The organism is Shewanella sp. MBTL60-112-B2 (genome assembly GCF_019655055.1).
In the GTDB taxonomy this organism is placed as follows: domain Bacteria; phylum Pseudomonadota; class Gammaproteobacteria; order Enterobacterales; family Shewanellaceae; genus Shewanella.
Map to the genome: position 1 here is coordinate 214,121 of NZ_BPFA01000001.1, position 15,734 is coordinate 229,854.

The window sequence follows — 15,734 nt, forward strand, 5'->3', positions numbered from 1 at the left end:
GGATTAACGGGTAAACACGAGTTGATAAAGCTGATCACTTTAAATCGAACAAGAGTAGCGATGGCTACTCTTTTTTGATTTAGGATTATAAATATACGCCATTAAAATATAAGCTTAATACCAAGTTTTGCTATCTTAGATTGCTCGGTGGCTAAATCTCGTCTCAGTAGCCGAGATTCTTCATCAAGTGTCGAGGGGAGCCTTAAATAGACATGACTGTCATAGGCTTCAATTTGTACTTGTACGGTTTCAGTGTTAATTCGCCCTAGGTTTAACACTATGGCTAGACGGAAAATAACAAGTAGCCTAGTCACGAGTAACTTCTCTTCAGGTTCTAGCTGCTCAATTCTATATTGGTTTATGCGTTTACGATGGTTTAGCACCAGCAGTGCTAATAGGTTTTGCTGTTGCTGACTAAATCCCGGTAGATCGCTATTTTCAATGATGTAGCCGCCATGTTTATGGTGGGAACGGGAATTAATATGTATGCCAATCTCATGTAATTCCGCTGCGCTGTCTAGTAGCCATAGGTAAGAGGCTATTGGCCAAGAAGCCCGAACTTGTTCAAATAAGTGGCCGACTGAACGACTAACATTTTCCGCCTGTACGGGATCGGCATGGTAAAGCCTTGCAAGACTGGTGACAGTTCGTTGCTTAATACTTTTCTGCTGACCGATATGGGCTAATTCATAAGTGATCCCTTCACGTAAAGCGCCCTGAGCAACCTGCATTGAGTCTATGGCTAGCCGTTTGAAAAAGCTGATTAAAATACATAACCCTGCCGCCAATAGTGGAATGCGCTTAGGATCTAAATCTGGCAGGTTTATGTTATCTATATGGCCAACGGCGAGTAGATCACGTTTGAGTTTGATTAGGCGTTCTAAACTGATATCAACAGGGGGATCTAACTGGTCATTTATCGCTTCATATATCGCTTTGACGCTACCAGAGCTTCCTAGCACCAAAGGCCAATCACCCTTAAAATAGACATTAGGCAGTAAAGAAAACTGCTTGTCGGCTGCTGCTTGAGCCGCCTTAAAGCTGGCTTTGTCGAGCACTCCAGAAGTAAAGAAGCGCTTATTATAGCTAACACAGCCGCATTTTAGGCTGGCTAGGGTGGTAGCTTTAGTTTGCTTACCTATTACAACTTCAGTAGAACCACCGCCAATATCGATCACTAAGTTGCGTGCTTGCAGGCTTTGGCTATTGCAGATCCCGCTGTAGATTAACCGTGCCTCCTCATGCCCTGAGACAATCTCAATTGGGTAAGGGATTATTTTGCTGGCAGCTTTAATAAATTGTCGGGCATTTTTGGCGACTCTGAGGGCGTGGGTTGCGACGAGTCTAACTCGTGTCTGCTCAAGTCCTGAGAAACGTTGATGAAATTCAGTTAAGCACGTTAGGCCTCGCTCCATGGCTTGGCTGTCTAATATGCCGTTAGCGGCAATACCGTCAGCAAGCTGAACTTGGCGCTTTTCTTTATGTAGCGTCTGAATGGTGCCATCTTGCTCTCTTGCTATCACTAAGTGAAAGCTATTCGAGCCCATATCGATGGCAACAAAGTGTAGTGAGTTGTCTTGCTGTGACACGTTAGATTAAGCCTTTTTTTGTATGTTGTCTGTTTGCCAATAAACGAGAGGCGTCGGTGAAGTCGTCAGTTTTTGCGCTTGCTCGGCTTCGTACCCTTGTAAGTATTGTTGAATAGCCATTTGGCTACGCACTTTTTTTCGGTTACCGCGAGACTTGTAAAGGTTATTTTGCTCTTGATCGACAATACGTGATTTAGTGTTATCGCTAAGCTGAATATTGAGAGTGTCGATAATCATTTTTTTGAGGTTTTGGCTGTATATTGGCGTACAAACCTCAACTCGCTCGTCAAGGTTGCGAGTCATCCAGTCTGATGATCCGAAATAGAGTTTCTGCTCACCATTGGCATGAAACAGCATCACTCGGGAGTGCTCTAAATAGCGGTCAACAATACTATAAACCTCAATATTGTTACTAACGCCCGCAAGTTGTGGGATGAGTATGCACATGCCGCGAATAATCAGCTTAATATCAACACCAGCTTGAGAGGCCTGATACAGTTTTTCTACCATAGGTTTATCAACCAAGTTATTCAGTTTTAACGTGATGGCAGCTGGCTTATTTTGCTTTGCGTTATCAATTTCATCATCGATAAGCTTGAGCCATTGCTGTCTTGAATTAAATGGCGACACAATAAGGTGTTCGAAATGATCGCGCTGATAAGGGCGTTTAAGTAGATCAAAAACATGTTTGACCTCTTTGGCAATGGCTTGATTGGCAGTAAAGAGGGAGAAGTCGGTATAAAAGCGTGCGGTCCCTTCATTAAAGTTACCAGAACCAATATGGGCGTATAGCTGCGTTCCACTCTCCTCTTTGCGGCTTATTAGGCACAATTTAGAGTGCACTTTTAAGCTTGGGATCCCGTGATGCACCTTAACGCCCGCCTCGGCTAAACGTTTGGTCCAATCTATATTGGACTGCTCATCGAAGCGAGCCCTGAGTTCAATAACAGCAGTAACTTGTTTGCCATTTTGCACCGCATCGATAAGGGACTGCATGATGTGACTATTTTTGGCGACGCGGTAAAGGTTGATCTTAATTGAATGTACGGCAGGATCGAAGGCGGCTTGGCGGACTAACTCGGTGAAGTGTGAAAACTTATGATACGGATAGTTAAGTACGATATCACTATGCTTTATGGCATCGAAGCAGTTGCTGAAGGCGTTGAACTGGCTACTTTCAATGGCAGACACTTTTTCGTAACTATGCTTACGGCGACTCGACTCGGGGAAGTCCATAAAATCTTTAAAGCTATGATAACGCCCACCAGGCACTAAGCACTCGGTTGAACTGATGCTTAGGCTTCGCTTTAACATTTTTAGCATTGAGCTTGGCATATTTCGATCGAATACCAATCTAACAGGCTGCGCTTGTAAGCGCTTACGAATGGCATTACTCATCTGTTCAAGCTGAGTTTTTTCAAGCTCATCGGTAATATCAAACTCTGCATCTCGGGTCATCTTCATTGAGTAGACTTCAATATTGTCGTAGTCAAAAAAAGGTTGGAAAAGCTGGTCGATACAGTGACGAATGATGTTATCGAGCAAGATATAGTGTCTATTCTTACTCGACTTCTCGTGGGGCAGTTCAATAAAGCGAGGCAAGTTTGTATTGGGGATCTTCACAAATGCATAGCGACTTTTATCTCCCTTTTGCAAGCTAGTGCAAAGGTAGGTGGAGTCATCATCGATATTGTTGATGAGCTTGTTCTGTTTGGTAATGATAAGTGGTGCAATATGCCGAATGAGCTGGTCTTTAAAATATTTTCTTAGCCAGGCGCTGTGAAAATCACTTAGTTGCTTCTCATTGATTAAAAATATATTTTCTCGAGCGAGTGCTTTCATCAATGCATGATAGGTTTCGTCGAAATGATCTTGTAGCTTAAGTACCTTGGCGTGGATCCTATTCATCAACTCTTGGCTTTTTGTTGATGCGTTGGGGTAAGCCAGTAACACCTCTCGCCTGACGGCTGCCACTCTGACTTTAAAAAACTCATCCATATTACTGGAGTAGATCCCTAAAAACTTGACCCTTTCTATTAGCGGTACGGCTTTATCACATGCCTCTTGTAATACGCGTTCGTTGAAAGATAACCAAGAGAGTTCTTTGTCGATAAATACGTCTGGATTGTTTGAAGACACGGCCTATCCTATTTTAATCAGCTTACATCCTGAGCTAATCGCGCTAGCTAATCCTGCTAGATAGATTCTTACTCCATATAACGCCAGTTTATTGAGCTTATATGACACTTTTATTGAAATGTCCTTTAGGTGATCAAATCTATCGGTCGCTTAAGCTGCTGCAACTAATTGCTCACACAGGGCTTTATTGTGCTTCTATCTGGGTAACCCTAATAGGAATAGCCGTAGTGGAGGAAAGAACAGAGTGTTAACAAGAGTGATGGCTGCTCGACAGGCAAGCTATAACAGACAAGCTATAACAGGAGTTCAGTGATTAGTATATTCACCAAGTCGCTTTAGAACAGTCACCTGCAGGGTAACAGTACGCATGTAAAGCCAGTGTAATGAGTGATACTATAATGCAACTTTTATTGTACCTTGAGTGCCACACTTGTTAGCTAAGTGCTTATTCTTACCTCTTGTCTTTGTGTGTTATTACGCCTTTTCTGTAGCACAAGCCTCAGAAGTGTCTGTTGCTGAAATCAAAACTCAGGACAGCCAAGCTCCAGCTGTTTCAGAAGCTAAAGATAACCGTGAAGTTGATGAACTTAGCTCAGATGACGAGAATATTGCAGACGACCCGTGTTATAGCGAGTCTCAGATGGAAGGTCGAATAGATAAGGCATTCGATTATCTCAATACTAAGTTTTGCCAACCGGCGATCTGGTTTGATAGTTTTTTTGTTGATGACAGAGTCGAAGACGATGCGAGAGCTGGCACTATAGTTCGCTGGTATAACGACTTTTCACACTATGAAAAAGAGGGCTTTAAGTATCGGGCAAACCTCAATGCCAGATTGAACCTTCCCGGAGTGACAAAACGTTTAAAGCTAATTTTGGACTCGACTGGGGAGGATGATCCTTTTGCCTTTATTCGCTCTCCTGATGGCAATAATGAAACCGACATAGGTCTAAGGTATGACTGGTATGCGAAAGATCGTGTCAGTTTTAATATCAAGGCCAACTTCAAACCTAAAGTCGAAGCGAGGTGGCGCTATACCTATCCTATCTCTGATAGCACTGTGACTCGATTGACTCAAAAACTGTATCAAGAGAAGAAGGTCACGGGGGAATCAACCGAGTTTGATATCGAGCATGGGTTTAACGAGACCTTCGTTGCGCGCTGGAGCGCAGTGGCTCAATATGAGAGTCGGGGAAACGGCTGGGAGTTTGGTTCCAGCTTTAGGGTCTATCAGTACATCAATAATAAGCAGGCATTGAGTTATCAGGCTGGTATTTACGGTGTCGATGAGCCTTATCACTATGTGAAAGATGCCAGTATTAGCGTGACCTACAGACAAAACTACGCCAGAGACTGGTTATTTTTCTCCATCACACCTGAATATAATTGGAGTAAAGAGGATGAATTTTCAATGCGGATCAATCAATTCATCCTAACCTTTACTGTCGAAGTGTTATTTCAAAATGTGTAGTTAGCAGCGAGACCATAAACAGCTTAACTAGATTGACTCGGAAGCGATGGCGCCGTCTTCGTCATCAAGACTCGGTACTTCAAGATTCGGTACTGCAGGATTGCTTGGAGGCTCCGTTACTTGCTCGGCTAGGATAATCAAGCTGTCGGTGTAGGAGAATCCGTAGCCGTAGCCGCCAGACGTTGTTACGCCATTGCCTAGTAAGTGCGGATCACTGAAGTGATCTTCAAAGGCAAAATCGCCAGAGAGAACAGGCGTTATCTGCACAACCCTATAACCATCATTGTTGAGGCTTTCTATTGCTAACTGTAGGTCGCTATTGAGCCGCTGGTTATCAATCTTACAGGTGGAATATTCAAATTCCGATGTCTTTGGTTTAGCGGCCCACATTTCTTCGCGTTTATCGGTTTCAATCTTGGCAAAATAGCTTTTCACTAATACGATTTTTTGCTTCATTGAGTCGCCTTTAGTTTGTCATAGCCATGCTATTTTAAAGAAGCTGGCAATGGCTGTAGAGTTGTCAGTTTAATAGCACAGACTACTCTATTCGTTTAAACGGGTAAATATCGTTAACTTGTTATTATTCAAGGTGCTTATCTATAGGTGGTCTTGGTGTATTGATCTGCCCCATCCAGCATAATTATTACTCTTGTCAATGCTATTTTATTGATAAACCTAGCCTAAGTTGGCGTTCGGGAGGCCAGATAAACCTGAGTCTTGTTGAAAAAAAGTCTTGCAATTGTTATGGTTGTGGTGCGATTAATCCAGTTAAATCATGTTTTCTGCGGGCTAATTAGAACGTTGAATGTTGTCATATACCTTAATGTATTTAGGTATAAGTCAGTGGTTATATAGCGAATAGGAAAAAACCTTATTATGTCTAGTATATTGGAACTGAATTCTCTATCGGAGTTGAAGTTTCATATAAAAACCTTCGACGAAAAGCTTAATGAGCAGTTTTTAACTCTGCCAGTGCAGACTCTACTAAAGAGGCGTGCTAAGCATATAGACGAAATGTTGGTTTCATTATGGAAGATGTACAACCTGCATAATACCTCGATGTCGCTTAATGCGGTGGGAGGATATGGTCGAAGGGCGCTGCATCCTAGATCGGATATCGATTTAGCTATTATCATCGAACAAGAGTTAACCCCGCAGCTGCAAGAACAATTATCGCTTTTCCTCACCCATCTTTGGGACTTTGGCTTAGATATAGGCCAAACCGTTAGAACCCTTTCTGAATCGATAGAGTCTGCAAGCTCCGATATTACCATTGCCACCAACCTGCTCGATATCCGCTGTTTAGTTGGCTCCAAAAAACATGCGCTGACCATTAAAGAGCAGCTGTATCAAAATGAATTGTGGACCAGTCTGTCTTTTTACGATGCCAAAATGGCAGAGCAGCAAGTCAGACACAATAAGGCTCTGAACACTGCGCTTTATTTGGAGCCAAATCTTAAAAACAATCCAGGTGGCCTGCGCGATGTGCACACGATTATGTGGATAGCGCAAAAGCACTTTTCACTGGCCAATGCCAATGCCCTTAAAACCATAGGTTTCTTACAGCAAGATGAAGTGTATGAGTTATTAGAAGCTTATGACTTTATCTGCCGTGTCAGATGGGCATTGCACTGCGTGACGCAGTCGGCGCAGGATGTTTTGCTGTTTGAGCACCAAGCAGCTGTAGCCGAATTTATGCAGTTTGGCCAAGGTGATAATAGTCAGCTGGCGATTGAGCGTATGATGCGCCAGCTATTTAGGGCAATGACTCGTGTACGAGAGCTCAATCAGATCATCTGTGACTCGTTTAAGCTCGATACCCTAAATGAAACCGAGCGCGGTAACCTGCAATCTATCGATAAGTATTTCAGCGTTTGTAACGGCCTGATTGAGGTGAAGTTTACCCAGGCCTTTATTGATAAGCGCCAGGTTATACGTATGTTTAAGTTGATTGCCGAGAACGATAATATTGATGGTATCGCGCCGCAAACCTTGAGATTACTGAGACAGACCCGTCGTGGCCTACTGGGCGAGTTACAAGATTACCAGGGCTGCCGAGAAGAGTTTTTAGCTATCTTGTCTCACCCTAAAGGCCTGCGTAAATGCCTTGGCTTGATGCATAGATACGGTGTATTAGCGGCATATTGCTCTCAGTGGCATGCCATTGAAGGCCAAATGCAGTTTGATATGCATAACGCTTTTACCGTGGATGAGCACACCTTCAAAACCATTCAGTATATCGACAGCTTTGCACTCAATAAGAAGAACAGCCTTACGTATTCGGTTTATCAAAATATCGGTAATCGATTTGCATTGGTGTTTGCAACGCTTTGTCATCACCTTTCTGGTAAACAGGCGATTGAGAACAGTGAGTTAAGCGCGATTCAGGCTAAAGAATTGGCTGAAGAGCACTTGTTAAAGGCATCCACTACGGCACTCATCTATTGGCTCGTGGCCAATCAAGATCTATTGATCAGCGCGATTCAAACCCAAGATATTAGCGAGCCGGACGTGATTAAACATTTGGCGAAAACTATTGGCTCGCAAGATAAGCTCAACGCCCTGTTTCTATTTACCATCGCCGATATGATGGCGACTAACGAAAGTTACTGGAACGATTGGCAAGAGAGTCAATTAACTCTCTTGTATATGGCGCTTCGTGACGCGTTAAAGCAGGGAGTTGAAAATATCTTTGAGGTACGTACCGTTATTCGAGAAAACCAGGCTGATGCAAGGGCAGAGCTTGTAAAGGCCGGGATTGATGAAGAGCGCCTAAGTAAGTTTTGGCACAGTTTGCCGAATAATTTTTTCAGTGGTAATTCAGTAGAAGATATCGTTGAAATTAGTCAGGGGCTGCTCGAAGGGGTTGCTGGCACAACCCGGGTTCTGATCGGTAAGAATGGTGATAATGGCTTTACCAGTATCTATGTTTATACCAAAGACCGGCCCAAATTGTTTGTCGATTTGTTTAAGACTTTAGCCAGCTCTAAGCTCAAGGTAAAAGACGCGCAGATGATGCAGACTAAAGATGGTCAAGTGTTAGAGATCATCAAGGTGCTTGATCATAAAGATGAGCCGATTGATGATGAACCAAGAATAGAGCAAATCGTTAAGCGTATTTATCGAGCGGTTGACCAAAAAGACAGGCCTAGAAAGCTAGTTACTCCAAGGGCCTTAAAGAATTTTGATAGTCCTCCAGTGGTTACAGTGCTGCATACCACTAAGAAAAACAGAGCCCTGCTTAAGGTTAATACCTTAGATGATCCTATGTATCTGGAGCAGATCTGTAATCTATTGTCAGAGCAGAACTTGAGTATTCACTCGGCAAAAATAAGTACCTTAGGTGAATGCACCGAAAACGTATTTCTGGTTTCTAATGCCGACAAAACCTCTTTTGGTCATGATGAACAGCTTAAGCTGGTGGATATTATCGAAGAGGAAATTGCTTAAAAGCTGTAGAATACCCGCTATATCTGGTTGTCGTTTAGGAGAGTGGCTTGAAGCTGGTTTTGTTTGATTTTGATGGTACTTTGACTCATCAAGATATGTTCACCAAGTTTATACTCTACTCGGCCACACCTGTGCGATTAGTACTTGGCATAGTGTTTATGTCTCCTCTTTATCTGTTATACCGGCTAGGCTTTATCCCTGCTCGGAAACTTAGGCCGTTGGTGAGCTTTTTCGCTTTTGCTGGCCGCAATAAGTTACGAGTTGATGCGATAGGGCGCGCTTATGCAGACAAAATCATCCCTAAGCATATTCGCTTAGATGCAATGCAAATACTCAAACAACATCAAGATGATGGTGCCACCATTGTTTTGGTCTCAGCCTCGCTGGACCTTTACCTTAAACCTTGGTGCGAGATGATGAATATCCAGCTTATCTGTAGTGAAATGGCAAGCAAGGGCATGCGCTATAGTGGCTATTACCGCGCTGGCGATTGCAGCTGTAGCGCTAAGGCCGACAAGGTATTGCAACAGTTTGACTTAAACGCTTTTAGCCAAGTTTACGCCTATGGCGATACCAAAGAAGATCTAGCCATGCTGTCGCTGGCCGACAAAGCCTTTATGCAAGGAGTCGAGCGCTAAGCCTCCGGTTTACTATTGCATTTATTGCAAATATCTATACCAAAGAGAAAGCCCTGTGGTCAGGTTTTTTATTGCAAAGTCGCCACCTCTTTTATAGAGAATATCGGCAATGGTATTAAGGCTCGATAAACCCAGAGTACTTCACTCCTGTTAAGCGAGCCATTTCAATATGCCAGGTGGCTAAATCATCTTTATTAAACTGGCTCAGGTCATCGTGACCGCAGGCGCGAGCCATCACTTGCATTAGCTCAACAGAGGCTTGAAAAAAATTGTGTAATTGCTTGGCAGATTTATCAATATCGAGCCTTTGACGCAGATCAGACTTTTGAGTGGCAATCCCTGCCGGGCAATTGTTGGTATTACACATTCTAGCTGCCACGCAGCCAATTGACTGCATTGCACTATTAGATACTGCCACGCCATCTGCGCCTAAGGCCATAGCTTTCACAAAATCTATGGGAGTGCGTATGCCTCCGGTTGCGATTAAAGTGACTCGGCCACTTTCGCCTTTTTGGTCAAGGTAACGCCTTGCTCTAGCTATTGCGGGAATCGTTGGTACGCTAATATGGTCGCGAAAAATTTCAGGCGCAGCTCCGGTTCCACCCCCTCTACCATCGAGTATGATGTAGTCGGCACTGGCGTCGAGGGCGAATTGAATATCGCGCTCGATATGATTGGCACTAAGCTTAAAGCCGACTGGAATGCCTCCTGATACTTCTCTAACGCGATCGGCAAAACGTTTAAAGTCGGCGCTGCTGGTTAAGTCGGTAAAGGTTGGCGGAGAAATTGCGTCAACGCCCTCAGGTAAGCCGCGCACTTCAGATATTTTACCGACATTCTTACTCGCTGGTAGGTGGCCGCCGGTCCCCGTTTTAGCGCCTTGGCCTCCCTTAAAGTGAAAGCTTTGAACTTTACAGAGTAAGGCTTCTTGATAGCCAAACTTAGCGCTGGCTAACTCATAGAAATAATGTGAATTCTCGGCTTGCTCATCGCTCAACATGCCACCCTCACCCGAGCAGATCCCTGTACCCGCTAATTCGGCGCCGCGAGCGAGTGCAATTTTTGCTTCCTCAGATAATGAACCAAAGCTCATATCGGAGACGAATAATGGGATATCGAGTTTGAGTGGTTTTCTTGCCTGTGGCCCAATAACGAGTTCGGTGGTGACCTCGACATTTTCCATTAAGGGCTTAGTGGCCATTTGCGCCACCATGAGTTGTAAGTCGTCCCAATGTGGCAGTTGATTGCGCGGCACACCCATGGATGTCATCGGGCCATGGTGGCCGACTTTTGCTAAGCCTTCTCGAGCCAGCATGTGGATATATTCTAGTGTTGGTTCTTCAGGCGTATTGCGAGCGATGGGAGCAGCTTGACTTGCTGTTGTAGCCTCTTTCTGTTCTTTTTCCTGAGCACTGTCTTTGCCAATATCATTTGCTGTGAACTGCTTATGCGATCCATCACAGAAGGGCGAGTTCGCCGTGTGCTTACACTGGCACAGATATGCCTCTTCAGTATTATCGGCAACAAATTGCTGAGGTTTGAAATTGGTTCCAGCATGGGAGCCGTCGCAGAAGGGTTGATTCTTAGTTCGCCCACAACGGCAGAAATAGTACTCTTTTCCTTGAGTGAGGCTGACTTTAATAGGCTTTATATCTGCGATAATTGGCTTCATCCTGCTACCTCAGGCTTAGTTTCTATAGGTGATTGAATAAAGGATAGTCACAAAATGATGACGCTGAAGGTTTCAGCTTAATCTCTGATGGCAAAAGATTACGGTTGCAGCTCTGTTTATTGTTTGTATTCAGACTAAGCTCGCAATGGTTATTGCCACAACTCCTGATGTGTCGTTGAGAAGATATTGTTGAGAAGGAACTAGGTGGATAGATAATCGCGTACCCGGGTCTACCTTTCAGAGCTTCTTTCTGGGCCAATACCGCTAACATCATTAATATTTGCTTAAGCTATCTTGCATGTTTATGGGCTCACGACTAAATTTTCTAGCAGAGTTTTTTATCTCTTTTACGAACCGATTGTGTGCTCGCTTCCTATCTATATGTTTTATTCTGAATTTAGACGTTTAGCCATAGCCGAAGAAAAGCCCACTTGGTTTCATTCACGGGTTTTACATATATAGGTGGTTAAATGCGTCAACTACAACACATGTTATTACTTGTCAGTATTGTTTTCTCAACGATGCTATCTGCGCAAGCTCCTGAGGGCGCGGCGTCGAAAGAGGCTACAGCGAAAGGTGCTCCATCTAAAGGGGCTCCATCTAAAGGGGCTAAGGATATGCCAGGTGCAAAGGGGACGTTTGCCTTTAAACCTACTGACTGGATTGCCAATGAAACAACGTGGTGGAAAGACACCGATGGAGTTGCCCCCGGTATTGCAGGCTGTCATGTAGCCACAGATAAAGAAGGCAAGCTAAACGGTAGAACCTTTGGCGAGGCTTGTCTTGAAAATGGCTTACTAGTGGAATCAAACCCTGCTAAAGACGTACTGCATAGTCACAGCGATGATACAGGCCATCCAGACTTGTTTGACTGTAATGCTTGGTGTGTCGGTCGCGGAAATAGCAGTGGAATGTGTGTTGTTGCTCAAGCAGAGCCTTGTGGAGCATCTGCAAGGTGTCAATGTCAGTAATGCTTTTAAGAGCTATTTCATTGGCATAATTAAAATAATGCTCATGCCAGTTGATAAAAAACGCAGTCATTGGGCTGCGTTTTTTACTTTCAGCGATAAATTACATACAGTTGTTTGTGAGGCATATACTTAAAATAGTTTCTACAGCAGTACTTAGTATTGAGCAAGCTTGTTTTAGCCAATTATATTTGTATTAAAAGGTCGCATTATGGATAGATCTACCTTTTCGGTTAAACATCAAGATGAAGGGCTTTTTGATCTTTACGGTCGTAAGCGGGTACTTAGTTTTATTCTGGTTATCACGCTTATTACCTTTGTTCCCTTAGGGGTTAAAAATATTCTGTTAGGAGAGTCATTGTTAGGTGGCTTATTGTTGGCTTTTGAACTTAGTTTAGTTGTCGAAGTGATAGGTGTTTTTCGTTTTAAACGTAATATCATCGGTTATAAATTACCGCTAACCTTGCTAGCCACATCGATAATCCTGAGCATCGATATTTTTGGAACCTTAGCGACATATTGGGTGTTTCCTGTGGTGACAACCATAGTATTTATGGTTCCTAAAAAAATAGCATTGTTATCGAACACTATGATTATTTTGGGCTCTACTATAGCGGTTTTGCCTCACCAAGAGCCCATGGTCACCTTACGCTTTGTTTTAGCTTTATTTTTTTGCGTTTCTATTTCCCACGTTGTAATTGAAGCTGTGCGGAGGTTACAGCGAAACTTAATTACTTTATCGACTAAAGACTCGTTAACTGGGGTCTATAATCGCCATCAGATGGACATTAGCTTGCAAGCTGCATCTCAAAGAGCCAAAACGGGGGAGGCTAGCTGTATAGCATTGATTGACATAGACTACTTGAAGAAAGTGAATGACTTTTATGGCCACGATGTTGGCGATAGAGTGATTAAGTCAGTGGCGGAGCTCATCAGCTCACATTGTCGAAAAACCGATCTGTTATTTCGCTTAGGTGGGGATGAGTTTTTACTTTTATTCGATGGCATTTGGCAAGAGTGCGCATTAGAGCGATTACAAAGAATAAAAGATGAAGTTGTTATTGAAGTGGTTAAGGAGTGTCCGCAAACCAAGGGGATTACTTTAAGTACCGGGCTGGCCGAGTCATTAGCTAATGAAGAGAGCGAGCACTGGGTGAAGCGTGCAGATTTAGCCCTTTATGAAGCTAAGCTCGCGGGGCGGGATCAAATCAAAATCAATGGCTCTCCTAGGTGTTATACCGATGCCGCGGTGACAGTTAGCTAATACTTAGTCGTGATGCGTGTGTTATCACTTAGGTTTAAACTTTTAGGTAATTGCTATGTCGATCCCTAGACTGAATTTTAGTTGCTGAAGTTGCGGAAACTCTCAATATTAGATGCGATATTCTTCTAAACAATGCATTTTGTTAAATCGGCATCACTTCACAATACCCCCACTTGTAAAATTATTGTTACTATTCAATGTGTGCCTACATCGCAATTAATAAGATAGTAAACATTGTTGCTTACAATGGTGCTGCTATTGTTAGTGGGGATAAGTTAGATTTTTTATCATTTCTAAGTAAATTAATAAGGATATTAATATGAAAAAGACAACTACATCAGCATGGTGTATTGGGGCGATGTTATTGTCGACGGCGCCGAGTTTTGCAACTGAATCTGGGCAAGTTGTAGCGCCAAAACCGGCCAGTGAATTTACTAAGGCGGCTAACGAAAAAGTTCTTAATTCACTGCCGTTTAACGATAAAGAAGATTTCGACAATGCGACTCGTGGTTTTTTGGCTAAACCTGCTGAACTGACAATTAAAAATAGTGAAGGTCAGGTTGTTTGGGATTTAGAAGAGTATAAACGATATATCACCTCAGACAGTGCAGCCCCTGATACTGTAAACCCGAGTTTGTGGCGCAACGCGCAGCTCAATATGGAATATGGTCTGTTCGAAGTCAGGGACGGCATTTATCAAGTTCGTGGTTATGATTTATCTAATATTACCTTCATTGCTGGAGATAAAGGCTGGATTGTTTTTGATCCCTTGATTACTCCAGAAACCGCAGCTGCTGCAAAAGAGCTTGTCGACAAACAATTTGGTAAGCGTCCCGTTGTCGCTGTCATTTATAGCCATAGCCATCTTGATCACTTTGGTGGGGTACGCGGTATTGTCAACGAAGAGGATGTTAAGGCTGGTAAAGTTAAAATTATTGCCTCTGAAGGTTTCACTGAGCATGCGGTATCTGAAAATGTGATAGCAGGTAATGTCATGGGGCGACGTGCCGTTTATATGTACGGTGCAATGTTACCTCGTAATGCTCAAGGCGGAGTGAACGGCGGATTGGGCCAAACAACTTCGGCAGGTACTGGTAGTTTGATTGCTCCTACCGATTATATTACTAAAACGGGTCAGAAAATGACGGTTGATGGTGTTGAAATGGTATTTCAGTTTACGCCAGGCACCGAAGCACCAACAGAGATGAATACCTACTTTCCTGAGATGAAAGCTTTGTGGATGGCTGAGAACTCAACAAATACCATGCACAACGTATTGACACTGCGCGGCGCGAAAGTGCGTGACCCATTAATTTGGGCAAGCTACTTAAATGAAACGATTGAGATGTGGGGCAGCGATGCGGATGTTAAGTTTCAGTCGCACCATTGGCCAGTTTGGGGTTCTGAAAAAATCGTTAGTTACCTCAAGAAGCAGCGTGATATTTACAAGTATATTCATGACCAATCTGTACGCTTAATGAACCAAGGTTATACCGGGGAAGAGATCTCCGAAATGATTAGTTTGCCTAAATCACTAGAGCAAAACTGGGCGACAAGAGGTTACTACGGCACTTTGAGACATAATAGTCGTGCGGTTTATCAACGTTATATGGGCTGGTATACCGGTAACCCCTCCGATCTTAATAACCTGCCACCTGTGATGGTTGCTAAGAAGATGATGGCCTATATGGGCGGAGAGGCAGAGGTATTAAAAAAAGCTCAGCAAGACTTCGATAAAGGTGAATACCGCTGGACAGCAGAGGTGCTCAAGCACTTAGTGTTTGCTAACCCTAACAATACAGCGGCTAAAAATCTGCTAGCAGATAGTTATGAGCAATTGGGTTACCAAGCAGAGTCTGGGCCTTGGCGCTCGGTATACCTGCAAGGAGCATATGAGTTGCGCAATGGGATCCCGAAAGGCTTAGCGTTAGAAACCGCTTCACCTGATATTATTGCTAACATGCCAGTGGAAATGCTGTTTGATTACCTAGGTGTACGAATTTTGCCTGAAAAAGCCGAAGGTAAAAACTTAGTGCTTAATCTTAACTTTGCAGATAGCGATGAGAAGTACACTTTAATGGTCGAGAACTCGGTGCTTAATTACAGTGATAAGCAGGCAAAAAAGGCCGATGCGACAGCGACCTTGACTAAGGCAACCTTAACTGAGATTCAACTAGGGCAACTTACTTTCGACCAAGCCGTTAAAGAGGGCAAGATTAAGCTCGTCGGTGACAAAGCCGCATTTGATAGCTTCTTTGGCATGCTCGATAGCTTTGATTTTTGGTTTAACATTGTGACGCCATAATTCAGCTTTACCTATGGTTAGCCTAAAAAGACGTAGCTATTAGCTGCGTTTTTTTATGTTTTGAAATAGCCATTCATGTACCTTGCTTGAAATTAAAGTCATGATTATATAGTGTTTTATTGTGCGGCTTGAGTCAGTGCTATTGCGGCGGGTACTGTTGCCAACTTGTGTGTAATGCCGTGAATAATTTTATTTTATTTTGTGGTAATTATTTATATTCCAATTTGAAAAATTGGTG

The 15,734-nt window shown here is 43.3% G+C and carries 10 protein-coding genes; 6 read left to right on the forward strand and 4 right to left on the reverse strand.

Annotated features, from left to right (window positions below):
* Positions 1–101 precede the first annotated feature (101 nt).
* Positions 102–1,589, reverse strand: coding sequence for a Ppx/GppA phosphatase family protein (locus K5Q73_RS00895; protein ID WP_259650657.1), 1,488 nt, complete (start codon positions 1,587–1,589; stop codon positions 102–104).
* 6 nt (positions 1,590–1,595) lie between these two features.
* The gene (ppk1, locus tag K5Q73_RS00900; RefSeq protein WP_220758599.1) at positions 1,596–3,728 is read right to left on the reverse strand and encodes a polyphosphate kinase 1; all 2,133 of its coding nucleotides are present in this window, start codon (positions 3,726–3,728) and stop codon (positions 1,596–1,598) included.
* A 421-nt stretch (positions 3,729–4,149) separates the two neighbouring features.
* On the opposite strand from ppk1, the gene K5Q73_RS00905 reads away from it, so the two are divergent.
* Positions 4,150–5,199, forward strand: a complete 1,050-nt coding sequence (locus K5Q73_RS00905) for a hypothetical protein (RefSeq protein ID WP_259655218.1) — start codon at positions 4,150–4,152, stop codon at positions 5,197–5,199.
* 27 nt (positions 5,200–5,226) lie between these two features.
* On the opposite strand, the gene K5Q73_RS00910 is transcribed toward K5Q73_RS00905, so the two are convergent.
* Positions 5,227–5,655, reverse strand: a complete 429-nt coding sequence (locus K5Q73_RS00910) for a hypothetical protein (protein ID WP_220758598.1) — start codon at positions 5,653–5,655, stop codon at positions 5,227–5,229.
* A 420-nt stretch (positions 5,656–6,075) separates the two neighbouring features.
* Between K5Q73_RS00910 and glnD the strand changes: the two genes are divergently transcribed.
* Positions 6,076–8,649, forward strand: a complete 2,574-nt coding sequence (gene glnD, locus K5Q73_RS00915; RefSeq protein WP_220758597.1) for a [protein-PII] uridylyltransferase — start codon at positions 6,076–6,078, stop codon at positions 8,647–8,649.
* Positions 8,650–8,696: 47 nt separating this feature from the next.
* Entirely contained in the window at positions 8,697–9,287 is a 591-nt protein-coding gene (locus K5Q73_RS00920) for an HAD-IB family phosphatase (RefSeq protein ID WP_220758596.1), read from the forward strand.
* A 115-nt stretch (positions 9,288–9,402) separates the two neighbouring features.
* Here the strand turns inward: K5Q73_RS00920 and K5Q73_RS00925 are convergent, their stop codons facing one another.
* Complete coding sequence (locus K5Q73_RS00925) at positions 9,403–10,959, reverse strand: glutamate synthase-related protein (protein WP_220758595.1); 1,557 nt, start codon at positions 10,957–10,959, stop codon at positions 9,403–9,405.
* Between the two features lie 470 nt (positions 10,960–11,429).
* On the opposite strand from K5Q73_RS00925, the gene K5Q73_RS00930 reads away from it, so the two are divergent.
* The 3 genes from K5Q73_RS00930 (at position 11,430) to K5Q73_RS00940 (ending at position 15,496) form a co-directional block, all read left to right on the forward strand.
* Positions 11,430–11,930, forward strand: a complete 501-nt coding sequence (locus tag K5Q73_RS00930; RefSeq protein WP_220758594.1) for a hypothetical protein — start codon at positions 11,430–11,432, stop codon at positions 11,928–11,930.
* Positions 11,931–12,138: 208 nt separating this feature from the next.
* The gene (locus K5Q73_RS00935) at positions 12,139–13,191 is read left to right on the forward strand and encodes a GGDEF domain-containing protein (RefSeq protein WP_220758593.1); all 1,053 of its coding nucleotides are present in this window, start codon (positions 12,139–12,141) and stop codon (positions 13,189–13,191) included.
* A gap of 319 nt (positions 13,192–13,510) precedes the next feature.
* A complete protein-coding gene (locus K5Q73_RS00940) occupies positions 13,511–15,496 on the forward strand; it encodes an alkyl/aryl-sulfatase (RefSeq protein ID WP_259650655.1) in 1,986 nt (661 codons plus the stop codon).
* Positions 15,497–15,734: the final 238 nt, after the last annotated feature.

Excerpts from the sequence above, each read along its gene's own strand:
- K5Q73_RS00935 (WP_220758593.1), top strand. The coding sequence starts at position 12,139 with ATGGATAGATCTACCTTTTCGGTTAAACATCAAGATGAAGGGCTTTTT.
- K5Q73_RS00925 (WP_220758595.1), bottom strand. The coding sequence starts at position 10,959 with ATGAAGCCAATTATCGCAGATATAAAGCCTATTAAAGTCAGCCTCACT.
- K5Q73_RS00930 (WP_220758594.1), top strand. The coding sequence starts at position 11,430 with ATGCGTCAACTACAACACATGTTATTACTTGTCAGTATTGTTTTCTCA.
- glnD (WP_220758597.1), top strand. The coding sequence starts at position 6,076 with ATGTCTAGTATATTGGAACTGAATTCTCTATCGGAGTTGAAGTTTCAT.
- K5Q73_RS00910 (WP_220758598.1), bottom strand. The coding sequence starts at position 5,655 with ATGAAGCAAAAAATCGTATTAGTGAAAAGCTATTTTGCCAAGATTGAA.
- K5Q73_RS00940 (WP_259650655.1), top strand. The coding sequence starts at position 13,511 with ATGAAAAAGACAACTACATCAGCATGGTGTATTGGGGCGATGTTATTG.